The organism is Streptomyces cyslabdanicus (assembly GCF_052663305.1).
In genome coordinates this window covers 64,199-82,630 of record NZ_JBQRUW010000053.1, presented here as the reverse complement: position 1 = coordinate 82,630, position 18,432 = coordinate 64,199, and the positions used below count along the sequence as shown (strand labels likewise).

The window sequence follows — 18,432 nt, the reverse complement described above, 5'->3', positions numbered from 1 at the left end:
GGCACCGACGACGAACCCATCGCCATCATCGGCATGAGCTGCCGCTACCCCGGCGGGGTCAGCTCCCCCGAGCAGCTGTGGGACCTGGTGCTCTCCGGCACCGACGCGATCACCGACTTCCCGGTCAACCGCGGCTGGAACACCGCCGGGCTCTACGACCCGGACCCCGACCACCCCGGCACCACCTACTCCACGCAGGGCGGCTTCCTGCACGAGGCCGACGAGTTCGACCCCATGTTCTTCGGCATCTCGCCCCGCGAGGCGCTGGTCATGGACCCGCAGCAGCGGCTCCTCCTGGAGACCACCTGGGAGGCATTCGAACGCGCCGGACTCACCCCCGACACCCTCCGGGGCAGCCTGACCGGCACCTTCATCGGCTCCAGCTACCAGGAGTACGGCATGGGCGCCGGCGACGGCGCCGAGGGCCACCTGGTCACCGGCACCAGCCCCAGCGTGCTCTCCGGCCGCCTCGCCTATGTCTTCGGCCTGGAGGGCCCGGCGGTCACCGTCGACACCGCCTGCTCCTCCTCGCTGGTCGCGCTGCACCTGGCCTGCCAGGCGCTGCGCAACGGCGAGAGCAACCTCGCGGTCGCGGGCGGCGCCACCGTCATGACCACCCCCAACGCGTTCGTGGCGTTCAGCCGGCAGCGCGCCCTCGCCCAGGACGGCCGGTGCAAGGCGTTCTCCGAGAGCGCCGACGGCATGACCCTCGCCGAAGGTGTCGGCATCGTCCTCGTCGAGCGGCTCTCCGACGCCCGCCGCAACGGCCACCCGGTGCTCGCCGTGATCCGCGGCTCCGCCATCAACCAGGACGGCGCCTCCAACGGCCTCAGCGCCCCCAACGGCCCCTCCCAGCAGCGAGTCATCCGCCAGGCCCTGGCCAACGCCCGGGTCGCCCCCGGCGAGATCGACCTCCTGGAGGCCCACGGCACCGGCACCCCGCTCGGCGACCCCATCGAGGCACAGGCCCTCTTCGCCACCTACGGCCGCACCCGTACCCCCGAGACCGCGCTGCTGCTCGGCTCGGTGAAGTCGAACATCGGGCACTCCCAGTCCGCCGCCGGTGTCGCGAGCATCATCAAGATGGTCATGGCGCTGCGCCACGGGGTGATGCCCCAGACCCTGCACGCCGACGAGCCCTCCAGCCACGTCGACTGGAGCCCGGGCACCGTACGGCTGCTCGGCGAGAACACCGACTGGCCGCAGACGGGCCGTCCGCGCCGGGCCGCGGTGTCCTCGTTCGGCATCAGCGGTACCAACGCCCACATCATCCTGGAGCAGGAGACCGAGGCGCCCGCCGCCGAGGACGAGCAGCCCGCCCCGGCGCCCGTGCCGGTCGCCGCCGGTGTGGTGCCGTGGCTGCTGTCCGCCCGTGGCGCCGCCGCGCTGCGCGAGCAGGCCGACCGCCTCCTCACCCACCTCGTGACCGCCGCCCCGGCGGCCCGCCCGATCGACATCGGTCTGTCCCTCGCCACCTCCCGCGCGCTCTTCGAGCACCGCGCCGTGGTCGTGCCGCCCGCCGGCACCGACCCGCTGGAGGCGCTGCGCGCCGTCGCCGCCGACGGACCCTCGGGCGTCGTCGCCCGCGGTGTCGCGGACGTCGCGGGCCGCACCGTCTTCGTCTTCCCCGGCCAGGGCTCCCAGTGGATGGGCATGGGTGCCCGACTCCTCGACGAATCACCGGTGTTCGCCGAGCGCATCGCCGAATGCGCCGCCGCCCTCGCCGAGTTCACCGACTGGAACCTCATCGACGTCCTGCGGGGCGCCGAGGGCGCCCCGACGCTGGAGCGCGTCGACGTCGTCCAGCCCGCCTCGTTCGCCGTGATGGTCTCCCTGGCCGCCGTGTGGCGGGCCCAGGGTGTCGAACCCGACGCGGTGGTCGGCCACTCGCAGGGCGAGATCGCCGCCGCCGTGGTCTCCGGCGCCCTGTCGCTGCGTGACGGTGCCCGGGTCGTGACGCTGCGCAGCCAGGCCATCGGCCGGACGCTGGCCGGGCGTGGCGGGATGATGTCGGTGGCGCTGCCGGTCGCCGATGTGGAGGCCCGTCTGGAGGCGTTCGAGGGACGGGTGTCCGTCGCCGCCGAGAACGGCCCCCGCTCCTCCGTCGTCGCGGGCGAGCCGGAGGCCCTGGACGAACTGCACGCGCAGCTCACCGCCGAGGAGATCCGGGCCCGCCGGATCGCCGTGGACTACGCCTCGCACTCCCCCCATGTCGAGGACCTGCACGACGAGATCCTCGCGCTGCTGGCCGAGGTCGCGCCGCGGACGTCCGAGATCCCGTTCTTCTCGACCGTCACCGGCGACTGGCTCGACACCACCGTCATGGACGCCGCGTACTGGTACCGCAGCCTGCGCGGACGGGTGCTGTTCGCGGACGCCATCCGCGACCTGATCGCCGCCGACCACCGTGCCTTCATCGAGGTCAGCTCCCACCCGGTGCTCGCCATGTCCGTCCAGGACATGATCGACGACGCCGGAGTGGTGGGTGTCGCCTCCGGCACCCTGCGCCGCGACAACGGTGGCTTGGACCGCTTCCTGCTGTCCGCCGCCGAGGTGTTCGTGCGCGGTGTCCAGGTCGACTGGGCCGCCGTGTTCGAGGGGACCGGTGCGTCCCGGGTCGACCTGCCCACCTACGCCTTCCAGCACGAGAACCTGTGGGCCATGGCCGCCGCCCCGGAGGCCGTCACCGCGGCCGACCCCGAGGACGCCGCGTTCTGGACCGCCGTCGAGGACGGGGACGTCTCCGCCCTCACCGCGGCCCTCGGCACCGACGAGGACTCCGTCGCCGCCGTGCTGCCCGCGCTGTCCTCCTGGCGCCGGGCCCGCAAGGAGCGCTCCACCGTCGACTCCTGGCGCTACCGCCCCACCTGGAAGCCCGTCACCAAGCTCCCGCAGCGCACCCTGGACGGCACCTGGCTGCTGGTGTCCGCCGACGGCGTCGACGACACCGACGTCGCCGAGGCGCTGGAGACGGGCGGCGCCCAGGTGCGCCGGCTCGTCCTCGACGAGAGCTGCACCGACCGCGCCGTGCTGCGCGAGCGCCTCACCGACACCGACGGCCTCACCGGCATCGTCTCCGTCCTCGCGGGCGCCGAGCGGACCGGTGCCGTCCCCGGCACCGGACTCGTCCTCGGGGTCGCCCTCACCGTCGCCCTCGTCCAGGCGCTCGGCGACGCCGGCATCGAGACCCCGCTGTGGGCGCTGACCCGCGGCGCCGTCTCCACCGGCCGCTCCGACAAGGTCACCGCGCCCGTCCAGGCCCAGGTGGCCGGCATCGGCTGGACCGCCGCGCTGGAGTGCCCGGGACGCTGGGGCGGTGTCGTCGACCTGCCCGAGACGCTGGACGCCCGCGCCGGCCAGCGGCTCGCCGCCGTCCTCGCCGGCGCGCTCGGCGACGACGACCAGATCGCCCTGCGCTCCTCCGGCGTCTTCACCCGCCGTATCGTCCGCGCCGACGCCGCCCCCGACGGCTCCGCCCGCGACTGGAAGCCGCGCGGCACCACCCTGGTCACCGGCGGCTCCGGCACCCTCGCCCCGCACCTGGCGCGCTGGCTCGCCGAGCAGGGCGCCGAGCACCTGGTCCTGGTCAGCCGGCGCGGCCCCGAGGCGCCCGGCGCCGCCGAACTCCGCGCCGAGCTGGAGGAACGCGGCACCGAGACGACCCTCGCCGCCTGCGACATCACCGACCGCGACGCCGTCGCCGCCCTCCTCGAAAGCCTGAAGGCCGAGGGCCGCACCGTCCGCACGGTCGTGCACACCGCGGCCACCATCGAACTGCACACCCTCGACGCCACCACCCTCGACGACTTCGACCGCGTTCTCGCCGCCAAGGTCACCGGCGCGCAGATCCTCGACGAACTCCTCGACGACGAGGAACTGGACGACTTCGTCCTGTACTCCTCCACCGCCGGCATGTGGGGCAGCGGCGCGCACGCCGCGTATGTCGCGGGCAACGCCTATCTGGCCGCCCTCGCCGAGCACCGGCGCGCCCGCGGCCTGACCGCCCTGTCGCTGTCCTGGGGCATCTGGGCCGACGACCTCCAGCTCGGCCGCGTCGACCCGCAGATGATCCGCCGCAGCGGCCTGGAGTTCATGGACCCGCAGCTCGCGCTGAGCGGCCTCAAGCGGGCCCTCGACGACGACGAGCAGGTCATCGCGGTCGCCGACGTCGACTGGGAGACGTACCACCCCGTCTACACCTCGGCCCGGCCCACCCCGCTGTTCGACGAGGTCCCCGAGGTGCAGCAGCTCACCGCCGCTGCCGCGCAGAGCGCCGGGGACCCCGCCCGGGGCGAGTTCGCCGCCGCGCTGCTGGCCCTGCCCGCCGCCGAACAGCACCGCAAGCTGCTGGAGACCGTCCGCACCGAGGCCGCCTCCGTGCTCGGCCTGTCCTCCGCCGACGACCTCACCGACCAGCGGGCCTTCCGCGACGTCGGCTTCGACTCGCTGACCGCCGTCGGGCTGCGCAACCGGCTCGCGTCCGTCACCGGGCTGACGCTGCCGTCCACGATGGTCTTCGACTACCCGAACCCGGCCGCCCTGGCCGGCTTCCTCCACTCCGAACTGGCCGACGTCCACTCCGCGGGCGCCGTCGCCGTCACCGCCGGAGCGCCCGTCGACGACGACCCGATCGCCATCGTCGGCATGAGCTGCCGCTACCCCGGCGGCATCACCTCCGCCGAGCAGCTGTGGCGGGTCTCGCTGGAGGAGGTCGACGCGGTCTCCGTCTTCCCGGCCGACCGCGGCTGGGACGCCGAGGTCCTCTACGACCCCGACCCGGACGCCTCCGGCCGCACCTACTCGGTCCAGGGCGGCTTCCTGCGCGACGTCGCCGACTTCGACCCCGGCTTCTTCGGCATCTCGCCCCGCGAGGCCCTCTCGATGGACCCGCAGCAGCGCCTGCTCCTCGAGACGGCCTGGGAGGTCTTCGAGAACGCCGGCCTCGACCCGGTCGCCCAGCGCGGCAGCCTCACCGGCACCTTCATCGGCGCCAGCTACCAGGACTACGGCGCCGCCGTGCCCGGCAGCGAGGGCTCCGAGGGCCATATGATCACCGGCTCGCTGCCCAGCGTGCTGTCCGGCCGAGTCTCCTACCTCTTCGGCCTCGAGGGCCCGGCCGTCACTCTCGACACCGCGTGCTCGTCCTCGCTGGTGGCGATCCACCTGGCCTGCCAGTCGCTGCGCAACGGAGAGAGCACCCTCGCCCTCGCCGGCGGTGCCAGCATCATGTCCACCCCCATGTCGTTCATCGGCTTCAGCCGGCAGCGGGCCCTCGCCGAGGACGGCCGCTGCAAGGCGTACGCCGAGGGCGCCGACGGCATGACCCTCGCCGAGGGCGTCGGCCTGATCCTGCTGGAGCGACTCTCCGACGCCCGCCGCAACGGCCACGAGGTCCTCGCCGTCATCCGCGGCTCCGCCGTGAACCAGGACGGCGCCTCCAACGGACTGACCGCCCCCAACGGCCCCTCCCAGCAGCGCGTCATCCGCCAGGCCCTCGCCAACGCGGGCGTCGAGGCGAACGACATCGACGTCCTGGAGGGCCACGGCACCGGCACCGCCCTCGGCGACCCGATCGAGGCGCAGGCCCTGTTCGCCACCTACGGCAAGGACCGCGACCCCGAGCGGCCCGTGCTGCTCGGCTCGGTGAAGTCCAACATCGGCCACACCCAGATGGCCTCCGGCGTCGCCAGCATCATCAAGCTGGTCCACGCCCTCCGGGAGGGCGTCGCCCCCAAGTCGCTCCACATCGACCAGCCGTCCACCCATGTCGACTGGTCCTCCGGCACCATCCAGCTGCTCACCGAGCGCACCGAATGGCCCGAGACCGGCCGTCCGCGCCGCGCCGCGGTGTCGTCCTTCGGCCTCAGCGGCACCAATGTCCACACCGTCCTGGAGCAGGCCCCCGCCGCCGACGCCCCGGCCGCCGAGGACACCCCCGCACCGCGGGACGCCCTGGTGCCCGTGCTCGTCTCCGGACGCGGTGAGGCGGCCCTGCGCGCCCAGGCCGGAGCCCTGCTGGAGCTGCTGGCCGAGCGCCCCGGCATCCACCCGACCGATCTGGCGTTCTCCCTCGCCACCTCGCGCGCCGCCCTCGAGCACCGCGCCGCGGTCGTCGCCGACGACCACGAGACACTGGTGCGCGGTCTGACCGCACTGCGCGACGCACTGCCCGGCGCCGGACTCGTCCAGGGCCGCACCGGCCGCGGACGCACCGCCTTCCTGTTCACCGGACAGGGCAGCCAGCGCCTCGGCATGGGCCGCGAACTCTACGAGCGCCACCCGGTGTTCGCCGACGCCCTGGACGCGGTCCTCGCCCGGATCGACGGCACCACCGAACGCCCCCTGCGTGACGTGCTGTTCGCCGCCGAGGGCTCCGAGGACGCCGCCCTGCTCGACCGCACCGGCTACGCACAGCCCGCGCTGTTCGCCCTCGAAGTGGCGCTGTTCCGGCTGCTGGAGTCGTGGGGCGTCACCCCCGACTACCTGGCCGGGCACTCCGTCGGTGAGATCGCCGCCGCGCATGTCGCCGGCGTCCTCGACCTCGACGACGCGTGCACCCTGGTGGCCGCCCGCGGCCGGCTGATGCAGGCCCTGCCCGAGGGCGGCGCGATGGTCGCCCTGGAGGCCGCCGAGGACGAGGTGCTGCCGCACCTGGAGGGCCTCACCGACCAGGTCTCCGTGGCCGCCGTCAACGGGCCCCGGTCCGTCGTCGTCGCCGGCGAGGAGGAGCCCGTGCTCGCCCTCGCCGCGCACTTCGCCGAACAGGGGCGCCGCACCAAGCGTCTGCGGGTGAGCCATGCCTTCCACTCGCCGCTCATGGACCCGATGCTGGACGACTTCGCCGCCGTGGCCCGTACCCTCACGTACCACGCGCCGTCGATCCCGTTCGTCTCCCATGTGACCGGCACCCTGGCCGCCCCCGAGCAGGTGTGCACCGCCGACTACTGGGTCTCCCACGTCCGCTCCGCCGTGCGCTTCGCCGACGGCATCGGCTGGCTGTCCACCCAGGGCGGCGTCCAGACCTTCCTGGAGCTCGGCCCCGACGGTGTGCTCAGCGGCATGGCCCGCGAGAGCCTCACCGACGCCTCCCGCACCGCGCTGCTGCCCACCCTGCGCGGCGACCGCCCGGAGGAGCAGGCCCTGGTCACCGCCGTCGCCGCGGCCCACGCCCATGGCTTCGACGTCGACTGGACCGCCTGGTTCCAGGGCAGCGGCGCCCGCCGGGTGGCCCTGCCCACCTACGCCTTCCAGCGCGAGCGCTACTGGCCCGACACCACCGCGGCCGGCATCACCGCCCCCGCCCCCGGCTCCGCACTGGACGCCGAGTTCTGGGCCGCGGTGGAACACGCCGACGTCGCCTCCCTCACCGCTTCCCTGGGCCTGGACGACGCGACCGTCACCGCGATGGTCCCGGCGCTCACCGCCTGGCGGCAGCGCCGCGGCGAACAGTCCGCGCTCGACTCCTGGCGCTACCGCGTCACCTGGAAGCCGCGCGGCGGCGCCCCCGGTGCCGCACCCACCGGACGCTGGCTCGTCCTGGTCCCGGCCGAGCACCGCGACGAGGCCACCGCCGCCTGGGCCGCCGATGTCGAGGCCGCCCTCGCCACCGCCACCGTCCGCGTGGAGGTCACCGGCACCGATCGCGCCGCCCTCGCCGCCCGGCTCACCGAGGCCGCCGACGGCGACACCTTCCAGGGCGTGCTGTCGCTGCTGGCGCTCGCGCCCGGCGACGCCGGACACCCCGGCGCCCCGGCCGCGCTCACCCTCACCGCCACCGCCCTCCAGGCGCTCGGCGACGCCCGCATCGACGCCCCGCTGTGGAACATCACCCGCGGAGCCGTCGCGGTCGGCCGCTCCGAGCAGGTCACGGCACCCGAACAGGCCGCCGTATGGGGCCTGTTCCGGGCCGCCGCCCTCGAACTGCCCGCCCGCGTCGGCGGCAGCGTCGACCTCCCGGAGGACCTCGACACCCAGGCCGCCCGACGACTGCGCGGGATCCTGGCCGCCGGAGACGGCGAGGACGCCGTCGCCGTCCGCGCCAGCGGCGTCTTCCTGCGCCGGCTCGCCCACAGCCCCGCCGCCGACACCGTCGGCTCCGCCTTCGACCCGGCGGCCGGCACCGTGCTGATCACCGGTGGCACCGGTGGCATCGGCGGACACCTCGCCCGCCGCCTCGCCCGCGACGGCGCCGCCCATCTGCTGCTCACCAGCCGCCGCGGCCCCGACGCCCCCGGCGCCGACGAACTCCGCGCCGAACTGGAGGAGTCGGGCGCCCGCGTCACCGTCGCCGCCTGCGACGCCGCCGACCGCGACGCGCTCGCCGCACTCCTCGCCACGGTGCCCGAGGACGCGCCGCTCACCGCCGTCTTCCACACCGCGGGCGTCGTCGACGACCATGTGGTGGACGAGCTGACCCCGGAGAGCTTCGCCACTGTCCTGCACGCCAAGACGGTCGCCGCCCGCCATCTGCACGACCTCACCGCCGGCCACGACCTCGCCGCGTTCGTCCTGTTCTCCTCGACCGCCGGCCTCATCGGCGCCGCCGGACAGGGCAACTACGCCGCCGCCAACTCCCAGCTCGACGCCCTTGCCGAGCAGCGCCGCGCCCAGGGCCTGCCCGCCCTGTCCGTGGCCTGGGGCCCCTGGGCCGGCTCCGGCATGGTCGCCGACGCCGCCGAGATCGCCGCCCGGGTCCGCCGCGGCGGATTCGAACCGCTCGACCCCGCCTCCGGTGTCGCCGCGCTGCTGCGCGCCGTCGACAACGGCGACACCTCCGTCGCCGTCGCCGACATCGACTGGGAACGCTTCCTGCGCGCCTTCGCGTCGGCCCGCCCGCTGCCGCTCGTCGCCGACCTCCCGGAGACGGCGGGCGCCAACGCCCCGGCGGCGGCCGCCGGTACCGGCTCAGGTCTGCGCGAGCAGCTCGCCGGCCTGCCCGCCGAGGAGCGCCCCGCACATGTCCTCGATCTGCTGCGCACCCAGGTGGCGGCCGTCCTCGGCCACTCCGACGCCCGCACCGTCGACGACGACCTGGCCTTCCGCGACCTCGGCTTCGACTCGCTCACCGTCCTGGAGCTGCGCAATGCGCTCAACGCCCTCACCGGCCTGAGCCTGCCCGCCTCCCTCGTCTACGACCACCCCACCCCGCGCGAGATGGCGGACTTCCTGCTCGCCGAACTCCTCGGCTCGCTCCCGGAGTCCACCGCCCAGGCGGTCGCCACCCGGGCCGTCGACGAGGACCCGATCGCGGTCGTCGGCCTCGCCTGCCGCTTCCCCGGCGGTGTCACCACGCCCGAGGAGCTGTGGGGGCTGCTGACCGAGGGCCGCGACGGCATCACCGGCTTCCCCGACGACCGCAACTGGGACATCGCGGCCCTCGGCGCCGGCGCCTCCGACACCCTGCACGGCGGATTCCTCGCCCAGGTCGCCGACTTCGACGCCCGCTTCTTCGGCATCTCGCCCCGCGAGGCGCTCGCCATGGACCCGCAGCAGCGACTGCTGCTCGAGACCACCTGGGAGGCCCTGGAGCGGGCCGGCATCGACCCGGCCGCGCTGCGCGGCTCCACCACCGGTGTGTTCGTCGGCACCAACGGCCAGGACTACCCCAACCTGCTGCGCCGCTCGACCTCGGACGTCTCCGGCTATGTCGCCACCGGCAACACCGCCAGCGTGATGTCCGGCCGCCTCTCCTACGCCCTCGGCCTGGAGGGCCCCGCGGTCACCATCGACACCGCCTGCTCCTCCTCGCTGGTCGCCCTGCACTGGGCGGGCCGCGCGCTGAGCGCCGGCGAGTGCGACCTCGTCGTCGCGGGCGGCGTCTCGGTGATGTCGACCCCCGACTCCTTCGTCGAGTTCAGCACCCAGGGCGGCCTGGCCCCCGACGGCCACTGCAAGCCGTTCTCCGACGACGCCGACGGCACCGCCTGGTCCGAGGGCGTCGGCATCCTGGTCCTGGAGCGGCTCTCCGACGCGATCCGCAACGGCCACGAGGTGCGCGGCATCATCCGCGGCACCGCCGTCAACCAGGACGGCGCCTCCAACGGTCTGACCGCCCCCAACGGCCCGTCCCAGCAGCGCGTCATCCGCCAGGCCCTCGCGGACGCCCGTCTCGCGCCGTCCGAGATCGACGCGGTCGAGGCGCACGGCACCGGCACCACCCTCGGCGACCCGATCGAGGCGCAGGCCCTGCTGAACACCTACGGCCCGGGCCGGGACACCGACCAGCCGCTGCTGCTCGGCACCGTCAAGTCCAACATCGGCCACACCCAGGCCGCCGCGGGCGTCGCGGGCGTCATCAAGATGCTGCTGGCGATGCAGCACGGCACCCTGCCGCGCACCCTGCACGTCACCAGCCCCACCAGCCATGTCGACTGGAGCAGCGGCGCGGTGTCGCTGCTCACCGAGGAGCGCGACTGGCCCGAGACCGGACGGCCGAGGCGCGCCGGTGTCTCCGCCTTCGGCGTCAGCGGCACCAATGCGCATGTCATCGTGGAGCAGGCTCCCAGCGACGAGCCCGTGGTCGCGCCCACCGACGAGCCCGCCCCCGCCGCCGAGGTCACCACCGTCCCGTGGATCGTCTCCGGCCGCAGCCGTGAGGCCCTTCAGGACCAGGTCGACCGGCTCACCGCGTACGCCGCCGCCCACCCGGAGCTCTCCCCGCTGGACGTCGGCCGCTCCCTGGCCACCGACCGCACCCTCTTCCCGCACCGCGCCGTGCTCCTCGCCGGCCCGGACGGGGTGCGGGAGGCGGCCCGCGCCGTCGCGTCCCGCACCCGGGGCCGTACCGCCTTCCTGTTCTCCGGCCAGGGCGCCCAGCGCGCCCTGATGGGCCGCGAACTCTACGAGCGGTACCCGGCGTTCGCCGACGCCCTGGACACGGTCCTCGCACAGTTCGACACCGCGCTGGACTTCTCGCTGCGGGACGTCCTGTTCGCCGACCCGGGCACGCCCGACGCCGAGCGTCTGAACGAGACCGGCTGGACCCAGCCCGCGCTGTTCGCCGTCGAGGTCGCCCTCCACCGCCTCCTCGAGTCGTGGGGCCTGACCCCCGACCAGGTCGCCGGTCACTCCATCGGTGAGATCGCGGCCGCGCATGTCGCCGGGGTGTTCTCGCTGGAGGACGCGTGTGCGCTGGTCGCCGCCCGCGCCTCCCTGATGCAGGAGCTGCCGCGGGGCGGTGCGATGCTCGCGGTGCGCGCCACCGAGGAAGAGGTCGCCCCGCATCTGACGGAACGGGTGTCGATCGCGGCGGTCAACGGGCCTTCGGCGGTGGTCGTCGCCGGTGACGAGGACGAAGTCGCCGCGATCGCCGCGCACTTCGAGGCGCAGGACCGCAAGACCACCCGGCTGCGGGTGAGCCATGCCTTCCACTCGCCGCTCATGGACCCGATGCTCGCCGACTTCGCCCGGGTCGCCGAGTCCCTCACCTACCACGAGCCCGGCATCCCGCTGGTCTCCACGGTGACCGGCGCCCCCGCCGGAGCCGAACTCCTCACCCCCGGCTACTGGGTGCGGCACGTCCGGGAGACCGTACGGTTCGCCGACGGGGTCCGGGCGCTGCGCGAGGACGGTGTCACCACCTTCGTCGAGATCGGTCCGGACGGACAGCTCACCGCCGCCGCCCAGCAGACTCTGGACGCGTCCGCCGACGAGGCACCCGCCACCGTCGTCGCGCTCCAGCGCCGCGACCGCTCCGAGGAGACCACCCTCCTGGAGGGCCTGGCCACCCTGCACACCCAGGGCGCCGGACCCGACTGGACCGCCTGGTTCGCCGGCACCGGCGGGCACCGCGTCGAACTGCCGACGTACGCCTTCCAGCGCGAGCGCTACTGGCCCGAGCCCGCCGCGCCCGGCACCACCGGCGTCCAGGACCCCGTCGACGCCGCCTTCTGGGCCGCCGTCGAGCGGGAGGACCTGGAGAGCCTCACGGCCTCCCTGGGCCTGGACGGCGACACCGTCACCACGATGGTGCCCGCGCTGTCCGCCTGGCGCCGCCGCACCGACGCCCGCTCCACCGCCCGCGACTGGCGCTACCACGAGAGCTGGACCGCGCTCGGCACCCCGGCGCACCCCGCGGGGGTCGGCCGCGTCCTGGCCCTGGTGCCCGCCGAACACGCCGGCACGGACTGGGCGGAGACCCTGGTCGCCGCCCTGGGCGCCGACCCGCTCGTCGTGGACGAGACCTCCGGTTCCCTCGCCAGGGAACTCGCGGACCTCGACCCGGCCGGCTGGACCGTCGTGGTCTCGCTGCTCGCCGCGGGCACCGGCACCCTGCCGGTCCCCGACGCCGCACCGGCCGCCGTCCTGGAGGCCCTCGAGGCCGTCGGCGTCGACGCCCCGCTGTGGTGCGTCACCCGCGGCGCCGTCTCCGTCGCCGGGGAGGCACCCGCCGCCGTCGGCCAGGCCGCCCTCTGGGGCATGGGCCGGGTCGCCGCACTCGAGCACCCTGAGCGCTTCGGCGGCCTCGCCGACCTCGCGCCCGACGCCGACGCCGCCACCGCGGCCCTGCTCGCCGCCCACCTGACCGAGCCCGGCACCGAGGACCAGATCGCCGTCCGCGCCGCCGGTCTCTTCGGCCGCCGCCTGGTGCGCACCGCCGTCGCCCCCGGCGACTCCGGATGGCGCCCGCACGGCACCGTCCTCGTCGTCGGCGGCACCCGCACCATGGGCGCCCGCGCCGCCCGCTGGCTCGCCCGCGAGGGCGCCGCCCGCCTGGTGCTGACCACCTCCCCGGCCGACGACGCCACCGACACCGAGGAGCTGAGGGCCGAACTCGGCCGGCTCGGCGCCGAGGTCACCGTCGCCCCGTACGACGGCGGAGACCGGGACGCGACCCGCGCCCTCCTGGACGGACTGACCGGCCTCACCGCGGTCGTGTACGCCGACGACACCCCGGCGGACGGCCCGGCCGCCGCCCTCGCCCCGGTGGACACCCTCGCCGAGGCCGTCACCGGCCGCTCCCTGGACGCGTTCGTCCTCTTCGGCTCCGTCGCCGGGGTCTGGGGCGTGCGCGGCCGGACCGACGAGGCCGCGAGCGGCGCCTATGTGGACGCCCTCGCCCGCGCCCTGCGCGCCGAGGGGACGCCCGCGCTGGCCGTCTCCTGGAACGCCTGGGCCGAGCTCACCGACCCGTCGACCACCGCCCATCTGCGGATGAACGGCCTGCCGGTGATGGACGCCGACGCCGCCCTGACCGCCCTCGCCGGTGCCGTCGCCGACGGCTCCGCCGCGGTCACCGTCGCCGACGTCCGCTGGGACACCTTCGCCCCGGCGCACCACGAGGCCAGGACCACCGCGCTGTTCGACGGCCTGCCCGAGGCCAGGACCGCCCTCGCCGGCGCGGCCCGCGACCGTGCCGAGGGGGCCACCGCCTCCGACGGCTACGGCCGGTGGCTCCTGGAGCAGCCCGCCGCCGACCGGGACGACATCCTGCTCGCCCTGGTCAGCGAGAAGGCCGCCCTGGTCCTCGGCCACGCGGACACCACGCTCGTCGAACCCGACCTGCCCTTCCGGGACCTCGGCTTCGACTCGCTGACCGCCGTGGACCTGCGCAACCAGCTCACCGCCGCCACCGGCATCACGCTGCCCGCGACCCTGGTCTTCGACCACCCCAACCCCGCGGCGCTCGCCGCACACCTGCGCACCGAACTGCTCGGCGGCGCCACGGACACCGCCGCCCCGGTGGCCGCGCCCGCCGCCACCGGCGACGACCCGATCGTCATCGTCGGCATGGCCTGCCGCTTCCCCGGAGGCGTCAACTCGCCCGAGGACCTGTGGCAGCTCGTCCTCGACGAGGTGGACGCCGTCGGCGACTTCCCGGCCGACCGCGGCTGGGACCTCGACGCCCTGGCCGGCGACGGTCCGGGCCGCAGCGCCACCGACCAGGGCGGATTCCTCTACGACGCCACCGACTTCGACCCCGGTCTGTTCGGTGTCTCGCCGCGCGAGGCCATGGTGATGGACCCGCAGCAGCGGATCCTGCTCGAGGCGTCCTGGGAGGCCCTGGAGCGGGCCGGCATCGACCCCGGCACCCTGCGCGGCAGCGGCACCACCGGCGTCTTCGTCGGCGGCGGCTCCGGCGACTACCGGCCGCCGGCCGAGTACGGCCAGTGGCAGACCGCCCAGTCCGCCAGCCTGCTGTCCGGCCGCCTCGCCTACACCTTCGGCATCCAGGGCCCCACGGTGTCCGTCGACACCGCCTGCTCCTCCTCCCTGGTCGCCCTGCACCTGGCCGCCCAGGCCCTGCGCTCCGGGGAGTGCTCGATCGCCCTGGCCGGCGGTGTCACCGTGATGGCCACCCCGGTCGGCTTCGTGGAGTTCAGCGCCCAGGGCGCGCTGTCGCCCGACGGCCGCTGCCGCGCCTTCTCCGAGGACGCGGGCGGCACCGGCTGGTCGGAGGGTGTCGGCATGCTCGTCGTCGAGCGCCTGTCCGACGCCCGCCGCAACGGCCACCGGGTGCTCGCCGTGCTGCGCGGCTCCGCCATCAACCAGGACGGCGCCTCCAACGGCCTGACCGCGCCCAGCGGCCCCGCCCAGCAGCGCGTCATCCGCCAGGCCCTCGCCAACGCCCGCCTGGAGGCCGCCGACGTCGACGCCGTCGAGGCGCACGGCACCGGCACCAAGCTCGGCGACCCGATCGAGGCACAGGCCCTGCTCGCCACCTACGGCCAGGATCGCGAGCGGCCCGTGCTCGTCGGCTCGCTGAAGGCCAACATCGGCCACACGCAGGCCGCGTCCGGTGTCGGCGGCGTCATCAAGATGGTGCTCGCCATGCAGCACGGTCTGCTGCCGCGCTCGCTGTACACCGAGAACCCCTCCTCGCACGTCGACTGGACCGCGGGCAACGCCCGCCTGCTCACCGAGCTGACCCCCTGGCCCGAGTCGGAGCGGGTGCGCCGGGCCGCCGTCTCCTCCTTCGGGGCCAGCGGCACCAACGCCCACCTGATCCTGGAGCAGCCGGAGCCCGTCAAGCAGCTCGTGGCGAGCGCCCGGCCCGCCGAGGACGGTTCGCCCGTCCCGGTCCTGCTGTCCGGCCGCTCGCAGAACGCGCTGCGCGCCCAGGCCCGCAAGCTCCTGGCCCATGTGGCGGGACACCCCGAGGAGACGGTCACCGACCTGGCCCGCACCTTGGCCACCACCCGCGCCGTCTTCGAACACCGGGCCGCGGTGACCGCCGCCGACCGGGACGCGCTGATCGCCGGACTCACCGCCGTCGCGGAGGGCACCACCGCCGCGCACATCGTCGAGCACCAGGTGGAGCGCACCGGCAAGCACGCCGTGCTCTTCTCCGGACAGGGCTCCCAGCAGCTCGGCATGGGCCGGGACCTGTACGAGCGGTTCCCGGCGTTCGCCGAGGCGTTCGACGCGGTCCTCGCCCGGCTCGACGGCCACCTCGGCGCCTCGCTGCGGGACGTCGTCTGGCACGGCGACCAGGAGACCCTGAACGAGACCGGGCACACCCAGCCCGCGCTGTTCGCCTTCGAGGTCGCCCTGTACCGCCTGGTGGAGTCCTGGGGAGTGACGCCGGACTTCGTCGCAGGACACTCCGTCGGCGAGATCGCCGCCGCCCATGTCGCGGGCGTCCTCTCCCTGGACGACGCCTGCCGGCTGGTCGCCGCACGGGCCCGCCTGATGCAGGAACTGCCGCGCGGCGGCGCCATGGTCGCGGTCGAGGCCACCGAGCAGGAGGTCGCCGCCGAACTCACCGAGTCGGTGTCGATCGCCGCGGTCAACGGCCCCACCTCCGTGGTGCTCGCCGGTGCGGAGGACGCGGTGCTCGCCGTGGCCGCCGTCCTCGCCGAGCGGGGCCGCCGCACCTCCCGCCTCAAGGTCAGCCACGCCTTCCACTCGGTGCTGATGGACCCGATGCTCGCCGAGTTCCGCAAGGTCGCCGAGAGCCTGCGCTACGAGGCACCCCGCATCACCGTCGTGTCCAACGTGACCGGCGACGTGGCGGGCGCCGACGAACTGTGCGACGCCGACTACTGGGTGCGCCATGTGCGCGGCACCGTCCGGTTCGCCGACGGCGTCACCGCACTGGCCGCCCGTGGCGTCCGGGTCTTCCTCGAACTCGGCCCCGACGCGGTGCTGTCCGCGCTCGCCGAGCAGAGCGCCCCGGACACCGTGAGCATCCCCGCGCAGCGCCGCAACCGCGACGAGGTGGAGACCCTGGTCGCCGCCCTCGGCCGACTGCACGTGCACGCCGCCGGACCCCGCTGGGACGCCTTCTTCGACGCCGCCCCCGGCTCCTGGCTGGACCTGCCGACCTACGCCTTCCAGCGCGGCCGGTTCTGGCCGGACACCCTGCCCACCGCCCCGCAGGGCGGCGCGACCGCCGGGGAGGCCGACGGCACCGACAGCGCCTTCTGGGACGCCGTCGCACAGGAGGACTTCGGCTCGCTCGAGTCCGTACTCGACGTCGAGGGCGACGCCCTGTCCAAGGTGCTGCCGGCGCTGCTCGACTGGCGCCGCCGCACCTCCGAGGAGACCCAGCTCGACAGCTGGCGCCACCGCATCGTCTGGAAGCGGCTGACCGGCGCGGCGATGGCCCACCGCAAGCCGCTCACCGGCACCTGGCTGGCCGTCGTCCCCGAGGGCCTCGGCGAGGACCCGTGGGTGACGACCGCGCTGGACGCCCTGGGCACCCGGGTGGTGCGCGCCGAGGTCGGCGCCGACGGCCGGGAGGCCATGGCCGCCACCCTGCGGGAGGCCGCAGGGGAGGGCACCCGCTTCGGCGGCGTCGTCTCCCTGCTGGCCCTGCGCGAGACCGTGCACGGCGATGTGCCGGAGGGCGTCGCCCTCACCGGCACGCTGCTCCAGGCGCTCGGCGACGCCGGGATCGAGGCCCCGCTGTGGTGCGTCACCCGCAGCGCCGTGTCCGCCAACCGCTCCGACCGTCCGCGCCGGCCGCTCCAGGCCGCCGTGTGGGGCCTGGGCCGGGTGGCCGCGCTGGAGTACCCGAACCGCTGGGGCGGCCTGGTGGACCTGCCGGAGCGCGCCGACGAACGGGCCGCCGCCGGACTGGCCGCCGTCCTCGCCGGACTCGACGGGGAGGACCAGGTCGCCGTGCGCGGCTCCGCCGTCCTCGCCCGCCGCCTGGTGCCGGCCCCGGACCGCGGACAGAGCGGCGCCTGGGACCCGACCGGCACCGTGCTGATCACCGGCGGCACCGGAGCCATCGGCGCCCATGTGGCCCGCCGACTGGCCAAGGACGGCGTCCAGCACCTGGTGCTGCTGAGCCGCCGCGGAGCCGAGGCGCCCGGCGCCACCGCCCTGCGCGACGAACTCCAGGCGCTCGGCACCGGCGTCACCCTCGCCGCCTGCGACGCCTCCGACCGGGGCCAGCTGGCCGCGGTGCTGGACGCGATCCCGGCCGACCGGCCGCTGACCGCGGTGCTGCACGCGGCGGGCGTGCTCGACGACGGCGTCATCGACCGGCTCACCCCGGAGCGGTACCAGAAGGTGTTCCGCGCGAAGGTGACCTCGGCGCTGCTCCTCGACGAGCTGACCCGCGACCTCGACCTGGCCGCGTTCGTCCTGTTCTCGTCCGCCTCCTCCGCGGTCGGCAACCCCGGCCAGGCCAACTACGCGGCGGCCAACGCGGTCCTGGACGCCCTCGCCGAGGCCCGCCGGGTGCAGAACCTGCCCGCGACCTCCGTGTCCTGGGGCGCCTGGGGCGGCGGCGGCATGGCCGAGGGCCACGGCGCGGACGACGCGGCCCGCCGGGCCGGCGTCGCCGCCATGGACCCGGACCTCGCCGTGGAGTCGCTGCTGCGGCTGGTCACCGGCAAGGAGCCGACCGCGGTGGTCGCCGAGGTCGACCTCGACCGGTTCGCCTCCGCCTTCGGCGGCGCCCGGCCGAGCGCCCTGCTGCGGGAGTTCCCCGGCTACCGGGAGACCGTCGCCGCCGCGGCGCCGGCGTCCCCGGAGGGCACCCTCGCCGACCGGCTGGCGGGCATGGCGCCGGCCCGCCGCCTGGACACCGTCGTGGACCTGGTGCGCACCCGTGCCGCGCAGGTCCTCGGCTACCCGGACATCGACGCCGTCGGAGCCGAACGGTCCTTCCGGGACCTCGGGGTGGACTCGCTGGGCGCGGTCGAACTGCGCAACCAGCTCGGCGCCGAGACCGGTCTGAGCCTGCCCGCGACGCTGGTCTTCGACCACCCGACGCCGCTGGCGCTGGGCGAGTTCGTCCTCGCCCAGCTCACCCCCGACGAGGCCGGGCCGGCCGTGTCCGACGAGGAGACCGAGATCAGGGCCGTACTGGCCTCCGTCCCGCTCGACCGACTGCGTGAGATCGGTGTCCTGGAGCCGCTGCTCCAGCTCGCCGGACGCGGTGGTGGGGCCGGCGACGACGAAGACGGCGAGTCCGTCGACTCGATGACAGTGGCAGACCTGGTGCGGGCCGCGCTCAACGGCCAGTCCGACCTGTAG

1 protein-coding gene (running past one end of the window) is annotated in these 18,432 nt (G+C 75.2%); it reads left to right on the top strand.

Annotated elements, in window-relative coordinates:
- Nucleotides 1–18,432: the 3' portion of a type I polyketide synthase gene (locus ACTYVM_RS29335; RefSeq protein ID WP_445528856.1), read on the top strand. It extends 9,969 nt beyond the left edge of the window; the window shows 18,432 of its 28,401 coding nt (coding positions 9,970–28,401); the start codon falls outside the window, past its left edge; its stop codon occupies nucleotides 18,430–18,432.